Here is a 17,757-nt window from a genome sequence, read left to right as displayed (position 1 = left end):
GATATCGGTCAGGGATAGACTTTATATTTGAAATATTTCTGCGCCAGGCGGTCATATGTGCCGTTACGGTGCAGCTCTGCCAGAGCCGTGTTAATCAGCTTACGATTCACCTCGTCATCTTTACGCAGCCCGATCCCCACGCCATTCCCCAGCACCGCTTTATCCGTCAGGGTCACTTTATTCACATATTTTTTCCCTTCTGCGGTATTCAGAAAGCCCTGATCGGCAGATACCGCATTGGCCAGCGTACCATCCAGTCGCCCGGCAACCAGATCGGGGTAAATTTCCATCTGGTTAGGATAGGAAACCACGCTGACGCCTTTGGGTGCCCAGTAAGTCTGTGCGTAGGTTTCCTGAATAGTCCCCTGCGCCACGCCGATGTTTTTACCGCGCAGCGTGGCGATGTCATCCGTCAGCGCGCTGTCAGCCGGTGTGATGAGCGCGCTGGGCGTAACATAGAGCATATCGCTGAACGCAACCTGCTCGCGTCGTTTCTCCGTCATCGACATCGCCGATAAAATCGCGTCAAACTTCTTCGCCTGCAGCGCCGGAATAGAGCCATCAAAGCCAATCTGTACCCATTTGCAGGTCACTTTGGCCTGGGCACAAATGGCGTTACCGAGATCGATGTCAAACCCCTGCAGCGATCCATCGCTGGCTTTGGATTCAAAAGGTGGAAAAGTAGGATCGACGCCAAAGCGCAGCGTCTGTTGCGCTGCGGCTGACTGAATAGCGCAATATGAGAGCAGCAGAGCCAGTGAAATTCGCTTGTACATAATTCTCTCCGGAAGGCTGAAAGCACAGAGACCAGTCATATCATGAGCCGCCGGGTTCGGCCATAGCCGCAGACCAGATTTGCAGAGCAAATTCTTATAATAGTTAGAGGGTTAGAGAAAATTACGACGGACGTCAGATTATCTTAAGGTGGGTTATGATGGTTTCGGTCTGAAAACGGGCACGCAGCGTCTGCTCCGCACCCGGTAAAAACATTATCAGAAACCGCTTAGCACAAGCTTACCGCGCGCGCGTCCGCTTTCGATCAGCGCATGCGCTTTACGCAGGCTGGCAGCATTAATGGTGCCGAGGTGTTCACCGGCGGTGGTCTTCAGCGTGCCCTCATCAATCAGCTGGCTGATACGCTGCAGAATCTCATGCTGCCGCTGCATATCCGGCGTTTCAAACAGCGAACGCGTAAACATCAGTTCCCAGTGTAATGAGATCGCCTTGCGCTTAAGCGGCATGGCATCCAGCGTCTCCGGATCGTCAATCAGCGCCAGCTTGCCCTGCGGCGCCAGCACTTCAATCAGCTGCGTATAGTAGCTGTCAGTGTGCGTCAGCGACGCAACATACTTCACCGTGTCGATGCCGAGTGCGCGCAGTTGCTCCGCCAGCGGCTGGTGATGATTGATGACATGATGTGCGCCCTGCTGCTGCACCCACGCTTCGGTTTCCGGACGTGATGCCGTGCCGATAATCGTCAGACCGGTGAGCTTGCGTGCCAGCTGAGTAAGGATAGAACCGACGCCTCCGCCTGCGCCCACGATCAGCAGCGCCGCGTTCTCATCCGCCTGCACCTCAAGGCGATCAAACAGCAGCTCCCACGCGGTCAGTGACGTCAGCGGCAGCGCAGCCGCATCGGCATCGCTCAGCGAGCGCGGTTTATGGCCGGCAATGCGCTCATCCACCAGACCATACTCTGCGTAGCTGCCGGCCCGACTGATATCGCCGGCATAAAAGACTTCATCACCCGGCCGGAACAGCGTAACCGCTTCACCCACTGCTTCTACCACGCCAACGGCATCCCAGCCCAGAATACGCGGCTGCTCAGTGGCGGCACCTTTACGTACTTTGGTATCGACCGGATTCACCGCGATGGCATTGATTTTGACCAGCAGATCACGGGCGCCGGGCCGGGGTTTGTCAACCTCAGCGTCATACAGCGCATTTTCATCCGAAATGGGTAAGCCGTTCTGATTATAAACAATGGCTTTCATGCCTTATCTCCATGGTGATTGACAGGTTTTTTGTGTACCCATCAAGCATAGCGGGCAATAGCACCCGGAAAAATCAACGTTGCAGGGGAAGACTTTCACTCGTAGAGTGAAAATCCAGTTCATCAGGTAAAAACGCTATGGTTCGCCTCGAAGATATTACGCTGTTTGTCCGATCGGCTGCGCTGGGCAGCTTCTCCCGTGCCGCGCGCGAAGCAAACCTGCTGCCGGGTCAGGTCAGCGCAGCTATTCAGCGGCTGGAGCGCGATCTCGATCGCCGCCTGTTTGCGCGCTCAACGCGCAGTCTGCGATTGACCGCCGAGGGTGAACGCTATCTGCCTTTTGCACAGGAGATGCTGGCGCTGATGCAGGCAGGTGCAGAGAGTCTGCAGCGTCATGACGACGAACTGCGCGGTGAACTGAAAATTGCGATGCCATCTGATATCGGGCGGCATATTCTTCTGCCCTTGCTGACCCGTTTCTGCCGTCAGCATACCGGATTACAGCTGCGCCTTTCACTCTCCGACCAGGTCAGTAACGTCTTCCGCGATCCGGTAGATATTGCTATCCGCTACGGCAAATTAGAGGAGAGCAGCTACGTTGCGCTGCCGCTGGCTGAAAATAACCGCCGGGTACTGGTCGCGTCACCCGATTATCTCAACGAACATGGCCGGCCGGCCGCGCTGACCGACCTGACCCGCCACCACTGTCTGCCGTTTATGATGGGAGGCCACGTGTATGACAAATGGAGCTTCCCGCAGGGCGATGGCACGCAGCTCATCACGGTAAAAAGCCGCCTTCTGTGCGATGACGCTGAAGTCGCACGCCGCTGGGCGCTGGCGGGGATGGGTATCGCCTATAAATCCTGGCTGGATGTGGCTGAAGATGTGCGCCTGGGGAGGCTGGAGTGGATTCTGCCTGAAGTAACGGGCGAGCCGACCCCGCTGCACCTGATCTGTCCGCACCGCCGGCAGTTCTCGCCGGCGATCCGCGCTCTTCATCATTACTTACGTCAGCATCTGCAAAACAGCATCGCGATGCCGGGTAAAAATTAACAATCAGCCTGGTTTTTAACCGCAGGGCTCTGCTTATTAGCGCCAGCACTTCTGATAATCGGGTTCGGATTGCTCTCTATTCTCTGCTGCATGTATGCCGCAAATTGCATCCTGACAGCCTTTTCCGGGTGTGTAACCCGGGCACCCCTCCGGTTTAGCCTGGCCTGGCATGGTATTCTTATTCTGAATAGGTAATAGTAAGTGACAGTACATATTTGTCAGGCCAACTATTCAGGATGGGTAATGTCTTATTCCAGATCCCGGTCGCGCAGGCCGCTTACGCACATTGTGTTTTTTATTGTCGTCATCAATGTCATTGATGTCATTCATGCGCTGCTGAGCTGATGTCAGACGGCCACCTGAATAGTGCAGAGTGTCGCGTGATGGAGCGGTGCTGCAGCACCGCACTTTCTCAGGAGTTATCGGGAGGCGTACTGCTTTCGCTGAACTGCGGACGCTGACGGGTCACCGAATAAACCACATGTTTCGGGTTAGTCGCATCCGTGGTGATATCAACCCCGGGAATAGTGACTTTGCCAAAACCAAACAGCGTCTGGACGTAGCCGCCAATTTCATGCTTGCCTGCCGCAACGCGGATCTCTTTATTCTCACCTTTTTTCAGCATACCTGCGTCCTGACCGTCAACGGTGACATACACTGCCGATCCGTCATCAGTGCGCGTAACCAGGTGCGAAACGTTAATCACCGTGGGGCCGCTGGCAAAGGGCGTGTCGGTGTTGCTGTTCTCAATCGGCGCGGCAGCACTTACTTCTGCTGGCGTGCTGCTGGCAGCCTCACCGGAATGATGACGGGCGCAGCCGGTAAGCAGCAAGGCAGCGGCTAAAGAAGCCAGTGTAAAACGTGAAAACATTGTGACGAACACCCCTTAACAAAATGAGAAGCGTTTAGTTTAGCGTGGCTTCTCATGTGATAACAGTCACAGGATTCCAGTATTTTCCGAAAAACTGCCTGCCTCCGGGATGTTGTTTGCCGCCAGGATAGCCAGATCTGTATAGCCCCGCTCCGCCAGCTCGCTGGCCGCCTGCGCAGCGCGCAGGCCGCTGGCGCAAACCAGCACAATGCGCCGTCCGGCGGGGGGCTGCCAGGCAGACAGGTCTGCCGGTAAAATGCGTTCAGCCTGGCTGGCCACGCTGGCGGGCGCTTCATCCCGGCTGCGTAGTTCGACGACACAATCTGCCGGAGTAAGCAGCGAGCGATCGATAAAGGGCACGCCCGGTACAGCAGGTTCCTGCGCTTCATCAAAGCGAAACGCACGAAAGTGCCAGTTCACAAAATCGCAGTTAACCATCAATCCCAGCGGGGACGGCTGCAGCTCAAGCAGTACCGTCAGGGCCATCTGCGCCTGCATGGCACCCAGCACGGCCACAGCCGGTCCCATCACGCCTGCCGTGCTACAGCTGGCGGCCGTACGCGGCAGCCGGGGAAACAGCGCCCGGTAGCTGGGAGCACCAGCGCAAAATCCGCCCGCATAGCCCTGCCGGCCCAGCACTGAAGCGCTGATAAACGGCGTACCGGCCGCATAGCAGGCGTCTGAAAGTTGCCAGGTCACGGCAAAATTATCGGCCGCGTCGATGACCAGCGTGCAGCCAGCGATAGCCTGCGCGATGTTACTTGCCGTCAGCGCCTGCGCGCAGGTTTCGATATTGACCTCCGGATTACGCTGCGCCAGCGCCTGACGCGCACTGAGCACTTTTGACTGCCCGATATCCTGCTGCGTAAACAGCGTCTGGCGATGCAGATTATGCAACGCCACTTCATCGGCATCATAAATACGCAGCGTTCCCACACCTGCTCCCGCCAGCTGCGGCAGAAGCGTTGCGCTCAGCCCCCCCGCGCCTGCTATCAGCACGCGCGCCTGCATCAGTTTACGCTGTCCTGACTCACCAATTTCCGGCAACATCATTTGTCGCTGATAGCGTTCCATCCTGTTCTCCTCAGCTCAGCGTGGCCAGACCAAATATCGGCGTTGACGCCATCGCCATATCGCGCTTTTCCATCAGCCCCGCCTCACAGGCGCTGCGCCCCGCAGCAATCGCCTGGCTGAACGCCGCTGCCATGCGGATGGGATCGCCCGCTTTCGCGACGGCAGTGTTAAGCAGGATGCCATCAAAGCCCAGCTCCATCGCCTGCGCCGCCTGTGAAGGCGCACCGATGCCGGCATCGATAATCAGCGGTGTATCCGGGAACCACGCCCGCATGGCGCGCAGCCCGTCAATGTTACGCAGCCCCTGCCCGGAGCCAATCGGCGCCCCCCAGGGCATTAATAACTCACAGCCGGCAGCCAGCAGTTTCTCGCCAACAATCAGATCTTCTGTGGTATAGGGAAACACGCTGAAGCCTTCGGCGCACAGGATGCGTGCGGCTTCCACCAGCGCAAACGGATCGGGCTGCAGCGTATCAGCGTGCCCGATCACCTCAAGTTTGATCCAGGCAGTATTAAACAGTTCGCGCGCCATATGCGCCGTGGTGACCGCTTCTTTCACCGTGTGGCAGCCTGCAGTATTTGGCAGTACGCGGACGTTCAGGCTGGTCAGCAGTTCGCGAAACGCGGCACCCGCACTGCCTTCCCGCCGCAAGCTTACGGTGATAATTTCACTGCCTGCCGCCGCTATGGCCTGCTGCAGAATGGCCGGTGACGGATACCCGGCGGTCCCGAGCAGAAAGCGCGATGTGCCTGCAAAATCATAAAACATGCCTTACCCTCCCTGCATCGGCGACAACACTTCCAGCTGGCAGCCCGCCGCCAGCGACTGGTGCGGATAAGCGCTTCTGGGCACGAAGTTGCCATTCAGCGCCGTCGCCACACAGCTGGCATCAATCTGCTGCTCCTGCAGCAGTTCGCTCACTGTCTGCGCCTGCGTTTCAATGGTCTGTCCGTTAAGCTGGATTTGCATAAGGGGTCTCCTGAGTCAGTTGTTGCATCAGCTGCTCTGCCAGCATCGGCGCCAGCAGAAAGCCGTGGCGATACATGCCGTTAAGATAATGAATACCGTTTTGATAACGAATTTCGGGCAGGTTGTCCGGCCAGGCGGGCCGCAGGCCACTGGCGCTCTCAATGATGCGCGCTTCAGCCAGCGCCGGATGTATCGTCCACGCGGCGCTCAGCAGCTCCATCATGGCGCGGGCGCTGATCGCGCTGTCATCATCGCTCTCGATCATGGTGGCTCCCAGCATGAAACAGCCGTTGCGCCGCGGGACCAGATAGCAGGGAAAGCGCGGATGCAGCAGGCGAAGCGGTCGCGAAAAATGCAGTTCCTGACTCTGTAAAATAATCATTTCACCGCGCACCGCCCGTAATGATGGCAACGCAGCGCGGGCATGAATGCCGCGACAATCGATAATCTGGCCCGAAGGCGCAGCGTGATGGAACGTTGTACCCTGAGCTTCAAGGTTCTGACGCAGTTCGGTGAGTGCCAGCCGGGGATCAAGGTGTGCTTCGCCCGCAAACAGCAGCCCCCGTGCGAAACGATCTTCCAGCGCCGGCTCTACCTCTGCCGGATTGACCCACTGATGCGCGTGGGTGAGGCGCGCAAAACGGTTCAGTTCCTGACTGTCGCGTGGCGGAGCCAGCACCAGCGTACCCTGATGTTCAACGCCGCTGACGCGCTGCTGCCACCAGCGGGCGGCATGCTGGCCGAGCGAAATAACGTCGGCGGGCGCGCTTTCTGCTTCACACCAGGGTGCCAGCATGCCGCCGGCATACCACGAGGCAGGCGGACGCTGCGCGTCATCGATGACTTCAACGGATTCACCACGCTCCGCCAGCAGAGTGGCCACGCATAGTCCGCTGACGCCTGCGCCTAACACGCTCCAGCGGCTCATTGTCCGGTTTCCGGATAAAAAAGAAGGGTCACATCGGCCTCTCAGTGTTGACTGAGACCCGTAGATACAGGAAGGGAGATAGGGAGGTACAGCCGTTTGCTGCAACATCCAGGACGGCACCGGTCGGGCGCCCTCAGTCTTCCTACGCCAGTATCAACTGGGTCAGGTTCAAAGGGTCGCTGAACCGCGCGGTTGCGCTATCAGCCTCTCAGTCTCTGTGGCGAGACTCCCCCGACATCTTTAGTTTTATTCAAGCCGCATCACGCCGTCAAGGAGCGCCTGCCCGTACGCTCTGCATACGCTTATATTTTGTACTGAAAAGGAAGGCTCTTCTGAGTTCTTAAAATGACTAAAAATCAGAATATTACAATCTTTTCATGCTGTTTTTTCAGCGAAAGGATAGGTTTAGCTGATGGCTGAATAGATTGATATAGCAAAGTGCCGCAATACTTATGTGTCCGCAAGGATCAGAATATACAGTAAGCGTTCATTTTACATGTTGCTGTTTGTTTGAGCTGCATCGTTTAGATGTAATTTTTTTTCATCCTTTCGTGAAGCTTTTTTAACGTAAGTGTATTCAGCCAGCAGAGTATCAGTAATCATGCTGAGCAAATCAGGGTTTTCCTGCACACAGCGCCGAAAATCTGTCGGTGTGCAGTTGAGGTATTTTCGAAACAGTCGTGCCACCCCCTGCTGGCCTGGGAAGCCGTAATCATAGCAAATATGCGTGATTTTCAAATTTGACGTAGCCAGCACGCAGGCAATGCTGAGAATACGTGACAAACGAATGTATTCAGACAGCGTGTAACCTGTTACCTCGCGAAAAAGGCGCTGGAAATGCCAGTGCGTATAGCCACTTTGTTTTGTTACGTCTGCAGCATGAATGCCTCGCTGGACGTTTTCGTTAATCCATTGAGTCATTTCAGCTACCACAGAGAGACGAACATTAACTCTTTCCGGTTTCATTAAAGACCCTCATATTTAACTGTTAACTAATATATAAAATTATATTTGATATTTACTTTCCGGAAAGCCCTCAGAATATACGCAAGAAGCTTGTGTCATTGTTTGAATGTTTGCAAAGTCGAGCTTGCACACCGACAAAGTGTAAATCAAAAAAAAGAAAAACCACTCCTTAATATCAGAATTTGAAACATTCCTACATAATATATTTACAATAACGCTCACATTTCAGGCTGAAAAAAATCCATGCTTTTTAAGAAGCGCTCGCTTATGCATGAGGCTATTATAGAATGAGAGAGTGATAACAGACGCATTATTCAACAAAAGTCATAGCAACAACGAAAGCAGTAACATCTATGCCCTGAAGGTAATACAGCAAAAAATGACAGGCTTTAAAGACCAAAAAGAATATGCTAGATTTTCTGTCATCTCAGCTCTTGCCAGAACGGGAGAAATTGTATCCGTATTTAAGAACTGCTGTATGAATTGAAAGATTTATAAAAGCGCCTGATGATTTATGTGAATACTGTGACTGCTATTCCTGACGTTAAGCTGAACAAAAAAAAGCCATATTAATCATTACTTGTACACCTCCCTGTAGAAAATGAATTTTGTTAAATCGCCCTAAAGGCCACGATATTAAGTCAGATTTATGCAGAATCCCGGGTTAATTTAGCATCGAATGGAGTAATAAAGATGGTAACAATACAACAGCGTAACAGCGTGATGATCATTCAAGGCAGTAGCCATGCATAATATTCTAAACCGCTTTTCCTACGACGATTTAAAAGTTGTTCTGGCAGTAGGCGAGCATGGTAACTTATCACGCGCCTCTGATGCTCTTGACATGAATCACTCCACCTTATTCAGGCGCCTGGGTGCAATTGAAAATGTTCTGGGTCTGTCACTTTTCCTGCGGCGTCGCTCTCAGTATGTGCCCACAGCGGCAGGCGCGGAGCTCATTTTACTGGCTCACCGTGTTGAAGATGATGTTAACCATGTGCTCCGTAGCATCACAGAAGAAGTCCGCGGACTTTCTGGTGAAATTCGCATTACAACATCCGATGCGTTGCTCTACGATTACCTGGTTCCATTAATCGCTTCATTTACGGCTAAGAATCCAAAAATTTCATTTGCTGTATCAATTGGTAATGAATCAGCCAATCTTTCCGAGGGGCAGGCTGATATCGCTTTTCGCGCTACGTATAACGTGCCGGAGCATCTATCAGGCCGAAAAATAGGTTCAGCAACCTGGGCTGTTTATGGCAACCGCAAGGCCTGGGAAGGCAGACAAATCGATTATGAGCAACTCTGCAAGCTGGAGTGGTCCTCGTTCAGCCATAGCTTATCAAAGCTAAAAGCATTTATGTGGATTGATGCAAACATACCGAAAGAGAAAATTCGCTTTCGTGGCAATTCAGTTTTAAGCGTTGCAGCTGCTGTGTCTGGTGGAATTGGTATCGGGCTTTTACCGTGTATGCATGGCGATGAGAACGATAATCTTGTTCGAATAACGCCTGTATTTGCCGAAATAAAAGAAGATTTATGGTTTCTTGCGCATCCTGATGTCAGGAAATCGGCAAAAGTTCGTGAATTCATGAATCACTGCATCCAGCATTTAACAGACGAGCGAGAAAACATATTTGGTATAATTCCTTAGTCCATGATGATCAGCTTCTCAAATCAATTGCGTTAATACGTCAGCCCTACCAGACCAGGCGGGCAAATAAAAACCCTCATCATTTTCGGGCCTGCTCCAGGGTCAGGCTCTGTTTCTCCTGAAAGTCTACCGAGAGAATTCAAGCCTGTAAAAATACCAACTTCTTCTTCCAGGACAGAGAGTTTATCTTTTAATTTACAGACAATGCGCTTCTAAATTGCATACCTGAATATGTGATAAACCCTCAACATTCGCAACTTTTGTTTATGCAAAGTCAGCTTTCCAAATACGCACGGACGCAATGGAAATTATTTTTTATAGTTCCTGTCGCCGCTAAAAACGATACGTTTAATCAAAATTAATCGAGGATTAAAAGCATGACCATTAAAGCTGTCGCAGCCGAAGGTAAAAATCTGTTAAACCCGCACAACCACGGTTTGATACTGTTGGACCATCAGGCACAAATGGCATTTAATACTAAAAATATCGGCATCGGTGATTTGCGTGCAAATGTTGCTATTCTGGCTGAAACCGCTAAAGGCTTTAAAATACCGACTCTGATTTCTACCATTTCTCGCAGTGATTTTGCGGGTCCGGTTTTCCCTGAAATTTCCTCGGTATTCCCTGAATCAGAAAAACCATACATTAACCGCACCACCTCAAATGCATGGGAGGATCAAAACTTTATTGATGGCGTGAACGAGCTCCACCGTGATCGTCTGGTGTTTGCGGGTCTGTGGACCTCTGTTTGCCTGAACGGACCTGTTCAGAGCGCGTTAGAGCAAGGTTTCGAGGTTTACATCATTACCGATGCAAGCGGTGATATGACCGAAGAAGCGCATCAAATGGCAATCCAGCGTATGATTCAATCCGGCGCTCGTCCTATCACTGCTGTTAACTACCTGCTCGAACTACAGCGCGATTGGGAACGCAAAGAAACTTACGGCCTGACCAGTGAGATCAGCCAGAAACATGCTGGCGCGTTCGGTATCGGTATTCAGTATGCTTATGACATGGTTCACGGCCAAAAGTAAGTTTTAAAAATCTTCAATGCTTATGCTAATCATGTTGTCCATTAAGCAGTAAAGATTCCCCCGCTTAGGCGGGGTTTCCATCAATTTCTCCTTCTATCTCACGCCCGGCCAAATTTTTTGGCCTCCTTTCTCACGAATCGTTTAAAAGAAGCGTAACAATACGTCTGATGGCAACGTACTGCAGTGGATCGCACCACCAGGCTATGTTATACACACTCATGTTAATGAAAATGATGAAAATTTACGGATAATTATCCGCCTACTCTACTTTGGCCAATGACGGAAGACTTATGGAACAGATTAAAATCGCCTTTATCAAGGCTGGCTGGCATAAAGATATTGTGAACAATGCGCTGGCGGGTTTTGTCAGTGAATTCAATGAGCAGGGCGTCGACAGCGTGCTTAAAACCTATGATGTGCCCGGCGCTTTTGAGATGCCGCTGCTGGCAAAGCGCCTGGCCGAAACCGGACGTTTTGACGCTATCGTTTGTGCAGCACTGGTTGTAGATGGCGGAATTTATCGTCACGATTTTGTTGCGCAGGCGGTGGTTGATGGCCTGATGAGCGTGCAGCTCAGTACCAACGTACCGGTATTTTCCGTTTCACTGACGCCACATAATTTTCAGCCGGTCAATGAACTGGAATCTTTTTATACCGAACATTTTATTAAGAAGGGAAAAGAAGCTGCGCGAGCCGTGCTGGCTATTCATCAGCTTAATATTGATTAAGGCTGATAAAGCATTACGTTTGTTCCGCCTGTTTAATAATGGCGTGCAATGCAGAAATAAGCTTATTTACAGGACGCGCAATAATATCATCATGCGCGTCCTGTCATATTTACTGTTTAACGACTTGCTTCATGGCCAATCAATCCGCCAATAGCCGCCCCGCCCAGCGTACCGAAGGTACTGCCACCGGTCAGCACGGCACCGCCCAGTGCGCCGACGCCAGCGCCAATTGCGGTATTTTTACCACGGTGTGACATGCCGCTGCATGCGGTAACAGAAAAAGCCAGCACCAGCACGGCAACAATATTAAAGCTGCGTTTTAAAGTCATCAAAATCCTCATTACCATTTAAAAAATGGAATGCAATCAGGTTAACGTTGTTTGTTATTTGATCGCCCTTTGCCGAAAGATAGCATGGGTCTCAGGATGCAAATTTAAAGCGTGACTAAAATTAAAGAAAGGTAAAAATTCTTATTTTAGCGTGGCCCTGTACGGGTTCAGAATTGAGCGCTGAGAAAACAGTCAAACGTGAGGAAATAATGGAGAACAGTTCTGAATAAAGGGTAGCCCGCTGCGGCACGCTACCCTTTTTTACTATTAACGCTGAGGATGATTGACTTCAAGCGGGCGCAGATCGAACACCAGCACCTCTGCATCATTACCCTGCGCAAAGGTCAGCGCCGTTTCATTACGTACCCGCGCGCCGTCGCCTGCGTTGAAGCTCACACCATTAACGTTGATACTGCCGCGCGCCACGTGAATATAGGCGTAGCGATTGGCTGCCAGCGTCAGCGTTTGCTGCTCATCACCCGTGAACAAACCGGCATAGATGCGCATGTCCTGACGCACCTGCAGCGAACCGGCGTCACCCTGCGGAGAGACAATCAGGCGCAGTTTGCCGCGTTTTTCCTCTTCCGCCACCGAAACCTGCTGATAGCCGGGCGGGGTGTTACGCTCTGCCGGAACAATCCAGATCTGCAGAAAATGCACGTTGTCATTTTTCGAGTGGTTAAACTCGCTGTGCGTCACGCCGCTGCCGGCGCTCATCAGCTGCACGTCACCCGGTACGATAACGGAACCGGTGCCCATTGAATCTTTGTGCTCCAGGGCGCCTTCCAGTACATAAGAGATGATCTCCATATTGTTGTGCGGGTGAGCACCAAAGCCGCGCCCGGGCGCAACGCGGTCATCGTTGATCACCAGCAGGTCGGAGAAACCCACCTGCTGCGGGTCGCGGTAACCGGCAAACGAAAACGTATGACGGGAATGCAGCCAGCCGTGATCGCCGGTGCCGCGCTGATGTGAGAGGCGTTGTTCAATCATGATCTGCTCCTGAATAAGTAAGGAAAAGCGATTTTGCTTCCTGATGTGATTCAGTATACGTAAACTGATTTGCTCAACAATGTGCTGAAATGACAATCACTGTCACGATTTAGTGGACATTATGCAGATAGACGATCTCCGGATTTACGTTGCTGTTATCAATACCGGCAACTTCAGTGCAGCAGCTGAACAGCTGATGCTTTCCAAGCAGTATGTCAGCCGGCGCATGGCGGCGCTGGAAGCGGCGCTGGGCACCCGCCTGCTTAACCGCAATACCCGCAAGCTTTCGGTGACAGAAAATGGTCTGCTGTTTGCGCGTCATGCTCAGCGCATACTGGATGATGTGCAGGAGGCAGAACTGGCGGTATCCGGTCGTCATCAGGCTTTGCAGGGCAGCTTTCGCCTGAGCGTGCCGATGTCATTCGGCATCACGCATCTGTCCCCTTATATTGCCGAATTTCTCACGCTGCATCCGGGGCTGCAATTTCAGGTCGAGCTGGCCGACCGCTATGTGGATATGGTGGGAGAAGGATTTGATATGGCCATTCGTATTGGCACCCTGCCCGACTCCAGCCTGATTGCACGCCGGCTGGGAGAGTTCCGGCGGGTGATCTGCGGCAGTCCCGCCTATATTCAGGGCGCCGGTGCGCCGGAGACGCCTTCGGAGCTGTCGCAGCACCGCTGCCTGCGCTACGGCCGCGAAAGTCAGCAGGGTTGGGAGCTGTTCAGAGACGGGCAGCGCAGCGTCATTGCAGTGCAGGGGCCCATGGTCAGCAACAATGGTGAAATGCTGCGCGACGCGGCAATTGCCGGGCTTGGGCTGATCCTGCTGCCGGAATTCATTGTGGCGCCGGCGCTGGCCAGCGGTGAATTAATTCGCGTGCTGGATGCGTGGCAGCCCGCCTCACTGCATCTTAATGCGCTCTATCCGCAGCATCGCCAGCGCAGCGAGATCCACCGGCAGTTTATTGCGTTTTTGCAGCAAAAAATGGCGGCTCAGTGAGCCAGCGCCAGCAGCGCTGCGCCCAGCATGCCTCCCTGATGGGCATGCCGGCCGGGGATCACCAGCGGCTGCGGCGTACGTCGCAGTACCCGCTGCTGTACCGCCTCGTTAAGGGCGGCTATCAGCGGTTCAGTGGAGGCGAGTCCGCCCCCCACGGCGACGCAGCTGGCTCCGGTGATATTAACGGTATAGGCCAGCGGTTCACTCACGAGCTGGAGCCACGCCTGTAGCGTCTGCTGCGCCTGTTTTTCGTCTGCCTGCCAGCGCGAAACGATCGCTTTGCTGCTGAGCGCTTCATCATGCAGTACGCGATGCAGGGTTTCCAGACCGCGCGCGCCGCCATAGGTATCAAGACAGCCGACCTGACCGCACGGGCACGGCTGCCGCGGTATGGCGACCGTTTTGCCGTCAATATCAACTTCACGCAGAGTGATCGGGCCATGTCCCCATTCACCGGTTAAGCCATTCTGTCCGGTGATCAACCGGCCATCAGCGACCAGCCCGCCGCCCACGCCTGAGCCCAGAATAGCGCCCAGCACCACTTTATGCCCCTGTCCGGCCCCGGCCAGCGCCTCCGCAACGGCAAAGCAGTCAGCATCGTTATGGACCGTGACCGGACGCTGCAGATGTACGGCAAGTTCCTGCGCCATGTGCCGCCCGTGAAAAGCGGGTATGTTACTGGCAAACATTTCGCCACTCAGCGGCGCTACGATCCCGGCGGTGGACACCGCGACCGGGGAGTGCGCGCTGAAATGAGCCTGATGTCTGGCGATCGTGTCGCTGACGGTGGCGCAAAACGTTTCCCATGACCGGGCGGGCATCGGCTGCTGATCGAGCAGCTGAATTTGCTCAGGCTGTGTCATCACGCCGAGTTTGATAAATGAACCGCCAAGATCGAGGCAGATTACCGGTAAGGAAGAGCTGGTCATTGCAGAGTCCGCTGAGTCAGCAAAAAGGTGCTGGCAATGTAAATAAAATAACGCCGACAGGAAACGGGCCGGACAGGTTTTTTCGCATCGGCGCAATCTAAGGCTAAAGCGTGCGCAGCAGCCGCGCAGGATTACCGGCGTAAACGCCTTTTTCAGTAATATCGCGTGTGACCACGCTACCGGCGCCGATCACCGCGCCGCTGCAGATGGTGACCGCCAGAATAGTGGCACCACTCCCTACAGAGACGTCATCCCCCAGCACAATACGACCCCAGCTGGCGCGATCGGCGTCGGGTTTGCCCTCGCGAAACATATCATTGGCGAACATGACGCCATGACCAATAAAGCAGCGCGCGCCGATCGTGACATATTCACAAATAAAACTGTGCGACTGCACCCGCGTGCCGTGTCCGACGGTAGTATGCGCCTGTATTTCGGTGAACGGGCCGACAAATACCTCATCGTCCAGCCTGCATCCATAAAGATTAACCGGCTCAACCACCGTCACATTCTGTCCGGCGCGCACATTCACCACGCCAGCCTGACGCATCATCATACTCATTTCATTAATACCTGAAATTGCGGATTAAACTCATCAAACAGCGGCAGCGCCGCGGCACCCAGCGCGGCGGTATCACTGCCGCTCATTCCGGTACGTATGCGCGTGCCGGTCAGGTAGCGCCCGCGCACAGACTGATAGAGCGGCGGCAGGCGCGCAACAATCTTTTCCAGCAGGGCTGCAGGGATCATACCGCCAATAATCACGCTCTCCGCGTCAAAGATGCACTCCAGCATATTGATGGCCTGACGCAGCGGCGTCAGCGCAGTAGCGATCCACGCGTCAAATGTGTCCGCCGGCACCGCCAGCAAATCATCCGGCAGCGCGGTCATGGGATCAAGCCCGCAGAATTCATAAGCCGCCTGCAGCGAGACATAGCGCTCCAGACACCCCTGATTGCCGCAGTAGCAGGCGCGCCCGCCTGGATCCACCACCATATGGCCCACTTCGCCGGCGTTGTGTGCATCACCGCTACACACGTGACCATCAACAATAATGCCCGCGCCCAGCCCGGTACCAATGTAGAGATAGATAAACGAGTTAAGATGACGCGCCACGCCGTGAAAGCGTTCACCAATTGCCGCCACCGTGGCATCATTTTCCAGCGTTACCGGCAGCTGGCTGAGCGCTGCCAGCTCGCCTGCAATATCCACATCTTCCCAGCCGTGCAGCGTGGTAGGCCCCAGTGAAGAGAGCCCCTCAACGCCAAAGGGCCCTGGCATCACCACACCGATACCCAGCACTTTGCGCCAGCGGTTACCCAGCTGTGATTTAATCTCGTCCAGCACCGTGGCAATGCGCGCTAACGTGGCAGCTGGCTCCGGCTTTTGCACCATAATGAGACGGCGAAAATGGGTCTCGCCGGTTAAATCCACCAGCACAATCAGCAACGTCTGGTGATCAAGATGAATACCGATTGAGAACGCGCTGGCCGGATTAAGGGTTACCGGAATAGCAGGCTGCCCGCGTCCCTGACGTCGCGGTCCGTGGCTTATCAGCAATTCCGCCTGTTCAAGTTCAGCGACGATATTTGACACCGTCTGCGCGGTCAGCGCCGTGAGCCGCGCCAGTTCAGCACGTGTCAGCTCACCGTGCAGGCGAATGGCCTCAATGATTACGCGTCGGTTATGCGCCCGTGCGTGTTCGAGGTTAGTCCCTGATGTTCTCATCGTGCTGTTTTCCTTTTGGCGCCTGGCCGCTCTGCCACCGCCACAATATCTATGATCGCTGGCACATTTTACAACCTGTTTACCTGACAGCGGCGGGAAAACGTGCAAAGTAGAAGCAGGACCCGCAGCAGATCGTTTCTGGCACATCGCTTGCTTACCTTTCTGTGGCATGGCAACTGACGCACTCATTTTGCGCGCGTTATTAAATCAATCAAATTGATTTAATTAATCTCTCATAGCTTTCAGGCGGACATATCATGAAAAAATCGGTTCACGGTTGTTTGGCACTGTTTCTGCTCGCCAGCGCTGCCAGCGCCACGGCGGCGACCTCACTCAATGCGCTGTTTATGACTCAGGCGGCCTATAGCGAGAGCGATATTCGCGCCATGACGCAGGCGTTTGAAAAAGCGCATCCGGACGTAAAGGTCAACCTTGAGTTTGTGCCGTATGAAGCGTTGCACGACAAGATTGTCGCGGCGCGTGGCGCAGGCGGGAACGGCTACGACGTGGTGCTGTTTGATGCGATCTGGCCGGCGGAATTCACAAAATTTAACCTGCTGCAGGATGTCAGCAGCCGTATCAGCGCCGAAGACAAAGCGCAGATTTTCCCCGGCGCGCTGAAAACCGTGGTGTTCAACGGCAAAACACTCGGTATGCCGTGGATTCTGGATACCAAATACCTTTACTACAACAAAGCGATGCTGGAGAAAGCGGGTATTCGCGACCTGCCGCAAACCTGGCAGCAGGTAATGGATGACGCGCGCATTATTAAAGAGAAAAAGATCGTGAACTATCCGCTGGTGTGGAGCTGGTCTCAGGCGGAAGCGCTGGTATGCGACTACACCACCCTGGTCTCCGGCTTTGGCGGGCAGTTCTATCAGAACGGTAAGCTTAGCTTCTCCAGCCCCGCTTCACTGCAGGCGGTAAAACTGATGAAAAGCTCGCTTGATGACGGACTGACTAACCCCGCTTCACGTGAGTATCTGGAAGAAGATGTGCGCAAAGCGTTCTCTAACGGCGACGCTGCGTTCGCGCTGAACTGGACTTATATGTACAACATGGCCAACGATGCAAAACAGAGCAACGTTGCGGGTCAGGTCGGCATTATGCCTGCGCCCGGCGATGCACCGGGCAAAGCGGGCGCGGTTAATGGCTCAATGGGCCTCGGTATCGCCAGCGGCAGCACCCATACCGATCAGGCGTGGCAGTATATCCGTTACATGACGTCCCAGCCGGTGCAGAACAATTATGCGCGCCTGAGCCTGCCTATCTGGAAAAGCTCTTATCAGGATGCGGCGGTGATGAAAGATCAGGAGAGCCTGATTAAAGCCGCGAACACCTCACTGAGCGTCATGCTGTCACGTCCGGAAACCGCGGACTATTCGCGGCTGTCCAGCACGCTGCAGCAGCAGCTGCAGCAGGTGCTGACCGGCGGCGCGACCCCGGAAGCGGCCATGCAGGCGGTCGATAAAAGTGCTGCGCGGCTGCGCTAAGGAGCAGG

The 17,757-nt window shown here is 53.9% G+C and carries 19 protein-coding genes and 1 riboswitch; of the genes, 6 read left to right on the top strand and 13 right to left on the bottom strand.

Annotated elements, in window-relative coordinates:
- Positions 1 to 8 precede the first annotated feature (8 nt).
- Positions 9 to 776 carry a transporter substrate-binding domain-containing protein gene (locus tag SB719_RS04830; protein ID WP_065647464.1) on the bottom strand — a complete coding sequence of 256 codons (768 nt, stop codon included), beginning with the start codon at positions 774 to 776 and terminating at the stop codon, positions 9 to 11.
- Positions 777 to 992: 216 nt separating this feature from the next.
- Positions 993 to 1,994: a zinc-binding alcohol dehydrogenase family protein gene (locus SB719_RS04825; protein ID WP_314689079.1), complete on the bottom strand. Its 1,002-nt coding sequence runs from the start codon at positions 1,992 to 1,994 to the stop codon at positions 993 to 995.
- Between the two features lie 137 nt (positions 1,995 to 2,131).
- Between SB719_RS04825 and SB719_RS04820 the strand changes: the two genes are divergently transcribed.
- Positions 2,132 to 3,046: a LysR family transcriptional regulator gene (locus tag SB719_RS04820; RefSeq protein ID WP_065647466.1), complete on the top strand. Its 915-nt coding sequence runs from the start codon at positions 2,132 to 2,134 to the stop codon at positions 3,044 to 3,046.
- Positions 3,047 to 3,458: 412 nt separating this feature from the next.
- Here the strand turns inward: SB719_RS04820 and SB719_RS04815 are convergent, their stop codons facing one another.
- From SB719_RS04815 to SB719_RS04790, 6 genes are all read right to left on the bottom strand, one after another.
- On the bottom strand, positions 3,459 to 3,917 hold the full coding sequence (locus tag SB719_RS04815; RefSeq protein WP_065647467.1) for a hypothetical protein: 459 nt from the start codon (positions 3,915 to 3,917) through the stop codon (positions 3,459 to 3,461).
- A 66-nt stretch (positions 3,918 to 3,983) separates the two neighbouring features.
- Complete coding sequence (locus SB719_RS04810) at positions 3,984 to 4,991, bottom strand: HesA/MoeB/ThiF family protein (RefSeq protein WP_304231675.1); 1,008 nt, start codon at positions 4,989 to 4,991, stop codon at positions 3,984 to 3,986.
- A 10-nt stretch (positions 4,992 to 5,001) separates the two neighbouring features.
- Entirely contained in the window at positions 5,002 to 5,760 is a 759-nt protein-coding gene (locus SB719_RS04805; protein WP_293005514.1) for a thiazole synthase, read from the bottom strand.
- Positions 5,761 to 5,763: 3 nt separating this feature from the next.
- Positions 5,764 to 5,961: a sulfur carrier protein ThiS gene (gene thiS, locus SB719_RS04800; RefSeq protein WP_065647470.1), complete on the bottom strand. Its 198-nt coding sequence runs from the start codon at positions 5,959 to 5,961 to the stop codon at positions 5,764 to 5,766.
- Complete coding sequence (locus SB719_RS04795) at positions 5,945 to 6,889, bottom strand: FAD-dependent oxidoreductase (RefSeq protein WP_304231678.1); 945 nt, start codon at positions 6,887 to 6,889, stop codon at positions 5,945 to 5,947. The genes thiS and SB719_RS04795 overlap by 17 nt, the downstream gene beginning before the upstream one ends.
- A gap of 122 nt (positions 6,890 to 7,011) precedes the next feature.
- Positions 7,012 to 7,132: riboswitch (TPP riboswitch) on the bottom strand.
- A gap of 249 nt (positions 7,133 to 7,381) precedes the next feature.
- Positions 7,382 to 7,855, bottom strand: coding sequence for a helix-turn-helix domain-containing protein (locus SB719_RS04790; protein ID WP_304231680.1), 474 nt, complete (start codon positions 7,853 to 7,855; stop codon positions 7,382 to 7,384).
- Positions 7,856 to 8,600: 745 nt separating this feature from the next.
- On the opposite strand from SB719_RS04790, the gene SB719_RS04785 reads away from it, so the two are divergent.
- The 3 genes from SB719_RS04785 (at position 8,601) to SB719_RS04775 (ending at position 11,274) form a co-directional block, all read left to right on the top strand.
- Positions 8,601 to 9,512, top strand: coding sequence for a LysR family transcriptional regulator (locus SB719_RS04785; RefSeq protein WP_304231682.1), 912 nt, complete (start codon positions 8,601 to 8,603; stop codon positions 9,510 to 9,512).
- A gap of 377 nt (positions 9,513 to 9,889) precedes the next feature.
- Positions 9,890 to 10,546, top strand: a complete 657-nt coding sequence (locus SB719_RS04780) for an isochorismatase family protein (protein ID WP_304231684.1) — start codon at positions 9,890 to 9,892, stop codon at positions 10,544 to 10,546.
- Between the two features lie 290 nt (positions 10,547 to 10,836).
- On the top strand, positions 10,837 to 11,274 hold the full coding sequence (locus tag SB719_RS04775; protein WP_065647473.1) for a 6,7-dimethyl-8-ribityllumazine synthase: 438 nt from the start codon (positions 10,837 to 10,839) through the stop codon (positions 11,272 to 11,274).
- 116 nt (positions 11,275 to 11,390) lie between these two features.
- On the opposite strand, the gene SB719_RS04770 is transcribed toward SB719_RS04775, so the two are convergent.
- Positions 11,391 to 11,603, bottom strand: coding sequence for a glycine zipper 2TM domain-containing protein (locus SB719_RS04770; protein WP_065647474.1), 213 nt, complete (start codon positions 11,601 to 11,603; stop codon positions 11,391 to 11,393).
- A gap of 267 nt (positions 11,604 to 11,870) precedes the next feature.
- Positions 11,871 to 12,596 carry a pirin family protein gene (locus SB719_RS04765; RefSeq protein ID WP_412158964.1) on the bottom strand — a complete coding sequence of 242 codons (726 nt, stop codon included), beginning with the start codon at positions 12,594 to 12,596 and terminating at the stop codon, positions 11,871 to 11,873.
- A gap of 121 nt (positions 12,597 to 12,717) precedes the next feature.
- On the opposite strand from SB719_RS04765, the gene SB719_RS04760 reads away from it, so the two are divergent.
- Positions 12,718 to 13,599, top strand: a complete 882-nt coding sequence (locus tag SB719_RS04760; RefSeq protein ID WP_065647476.1) for a LysR family transcriptional regulator — start codon at positions 12,718 to 12,720, stop codon at positions 13,597 to 13,599.
- On the opposite strand, the gene SB719_RS04755 is transcribed toward SB719_RS04760, so the two are convergent.
- The 3 genes from SB719_RS04755 to SB719_RS04745 all read right to left on the bottom strand — a co-directional run bounded on the left by SB719_RS04755 (position 13,593) and on the right by SB719_RS04745 (position 16,256).
- Positions 13,593 to 14,528, bottom strand: coding sequence for an ROK family protein (locus SB719_RS04755; RefSeq protein WP_292969203.1), 936 nt, complete (start codon positions 14,526 to 14,528; stop codon positions 13,593 to 13,595). The two genes, SB719_RS04760 and SB719_RS04755, sit on opposite strands and share 7 nt — an antisense overlap.
- A gap of 103 nt (positions 14,529 to 14,631) precedes the next feature.
- The gene (locus SB719_RS04750) at positions 14,632 to 15,084 is read right to left on the bottom strand and encodes an acyltransferase (RefSeq protein ID WP_292969301.1); all 453 of its coding nucleotides are present in this window, start codon (positions 15,082 to 15,084) and stop codon (positions 14,632 to 14,634) included.
- 2 nt (positions 15,085 to 15,086) lie between these two features.
- Positions 15,087 to 16,256, bottom strand: coding sequence for an ROK family transcriptional regulator (locus SB719_RS04745; RefSeq protein ID WP_065647478.1), 1,170 nt, complete (start codon positions 16,254 to 16,256; stop codon positions 15,087 to 15,089).
- Between the two features lie 257 nt (positions 16,257 to 16,513).
- Here SB719_RS04745 and SB719_RS04740 point away from each other — a divergent pair, with 257 nt between their 5' ends.
- Positions 16,514 to 17,749 (top strand): extracellular solute-binding protein, encoded by a 1,236-nt coding sequence (locus SB719_RS04740; RefSeq protein WP_412158963.1) that lies wholly within the window; start codon positions 16,514 to 16,516, stop codon positions 17,747 to 17,749.
- Positions 17,750 to 17,757 lie beyond the last annotated feature (8 nt).

Origin of the sequence: Pantoea sp. SIMBA_079 (genome assembly GCF_046940275.1) — a bacterium.
Classification (GTDB): domain Bacteria; phylum Pseudomonadota; class Gammaproteobacteria; order Enterobacterales; family Enterobacteriaceae; genus Pantoea; species Pantoea borealis.
Note: the sequence above shows the minus strand (reverse complement) of the source record. Positions and strands in the feature narration are given on the sequence as shown.

Bases quoted from the DNA above. Each gene is read 5' to 3' on its own strand.
- SB719_RS04825 (WP_314689079.1), bottom strand. From the start codon at position 1,994: ATGAAAGCCATTGTTTATAATCAGAACGGCTTACCCATTTCGGATGAA.
- SB719_RS04795 (WP_304231678.1), bottom strand. From the start codon at position 6,889: ATGAGCCGCTGGAGCGTGTTAGGCGCAGGCGTCAGCGGACTATGCGTG.
- SB719_RS04760 (WP_065647476.1), top strand. From the start codon at position 12,718: ATGCAGATAGACGATCTCCGGATTTACGTTGCTGTTATCAATACCGGC.
- SB719_RS04820 (WP_065647466.1), top strand. From the start codon at position 2,132: ATGGTTCGCCTCGAAGATATTACGCTGTTTGTCCGATCGGCTGCGCTG.
- SB719_RS04810 (WP_304231675.1), bottom strand. From the start codon at position 4,991: ATGGAACGCTATCAGCGACAAATGATGTTGCCGGAAATTGGTGAGTCA.
- SB719_RS04745 (WP_065647478.1), bottom strand. From the start codon at position 16,256: ATGAGAACATCAGGGACTAACCTCGAACACGCACGGGCGCATAACCGA.
- thiS (WP_065647470.1), bottom strand. From the start codon at position 5,961: ATGCAAATCCAGCTTAACGGACAGACCATTGAAACGCAGGCGCAGACA.
- SB719_RS04775 (WP_065647473.1), top strand. From the start codon at position 10,837: ATGGAACAGATTAAAATCGCCTTTATCAAGGCTGGCTGGCATAAAGAT.
- SB719_RS04805 (WP_293005514.1), bottom strand. From the start codon at position 5,760: ATGTTTTATGATTTTGCAGGCACATCGCGCTTTCTGCTCGGGACCGCC.
- SB719_RS04740 (WP_412158963.1), top strand. From the start codon at position 16,514: ATGAAAAAATCGGTTCACGGTTGTTTGGCACTGTTTCTGCTCGCCAGC.
- SB719_RS04815 (WP_065647467.1), bottom strand. From the start codon at position 3,917: ATGTTTTCACGTTTTACACTGGCTTCTTTAGCCGCTGCCTTGCTGCTT.
- SB719_RS04770 (WP_065647474.1), bottom strand. From the start codon at position 11,603: ATGACTTTAAAACGCAGCTTTAATATTGTTGCCGTGCTGGTGCTGGCT.
- SB719_RS04785 (WP_304231682.1), top strand. From the start codon at position 8,601: ATGCATAATATTCTAAACCGCTTTTCCTACGACGATTTAAAAGTTGTT.
- SB719_RS04780 (WP_304231684.1), top strand. From the start codon at position 9,890: ATGACCATTAAAGCTGTCGCAGCCGAAGGTAAAAATCTGTTAAACCCG.
- SB719_RS04750 (WP_292969301.1), bottom strand. From the start codon at position 15,084: ATGATGATGCGTCAGGCTGGCGTGGTGAATGTGCGCGCCGGACAGAAT.
- SB719_RS04765 (WP_412158964.1), bottom strand. From the start codon at position 12,596: ATGATTGAACAACGCCTCTCACATCAGCGCGGCACCGGCGATCACGGC.
- SB719_RS04790 (WP_304231680.1), bottom strand. From the start codon at position 7,855: ATGAAACCGGAAAGAGTTAATGTTCGTCTCTCTGTGGTAGCTGAAATG.
- SB719_RS04830 (WP_065647464.1), bottom strand. From the start codon at position 776: ATGTACAAGCGAATTTCACTGGCTCTGCTGCTCTCATATTGCGCTATT.
- SB719_RS04755 (WP_292969203.1), bottom strand. From the start codon at position 14,528: ATGACCAGCTCTTCCTTACCGGTAATCTGCCTCGATCTTGGCGGTTCA.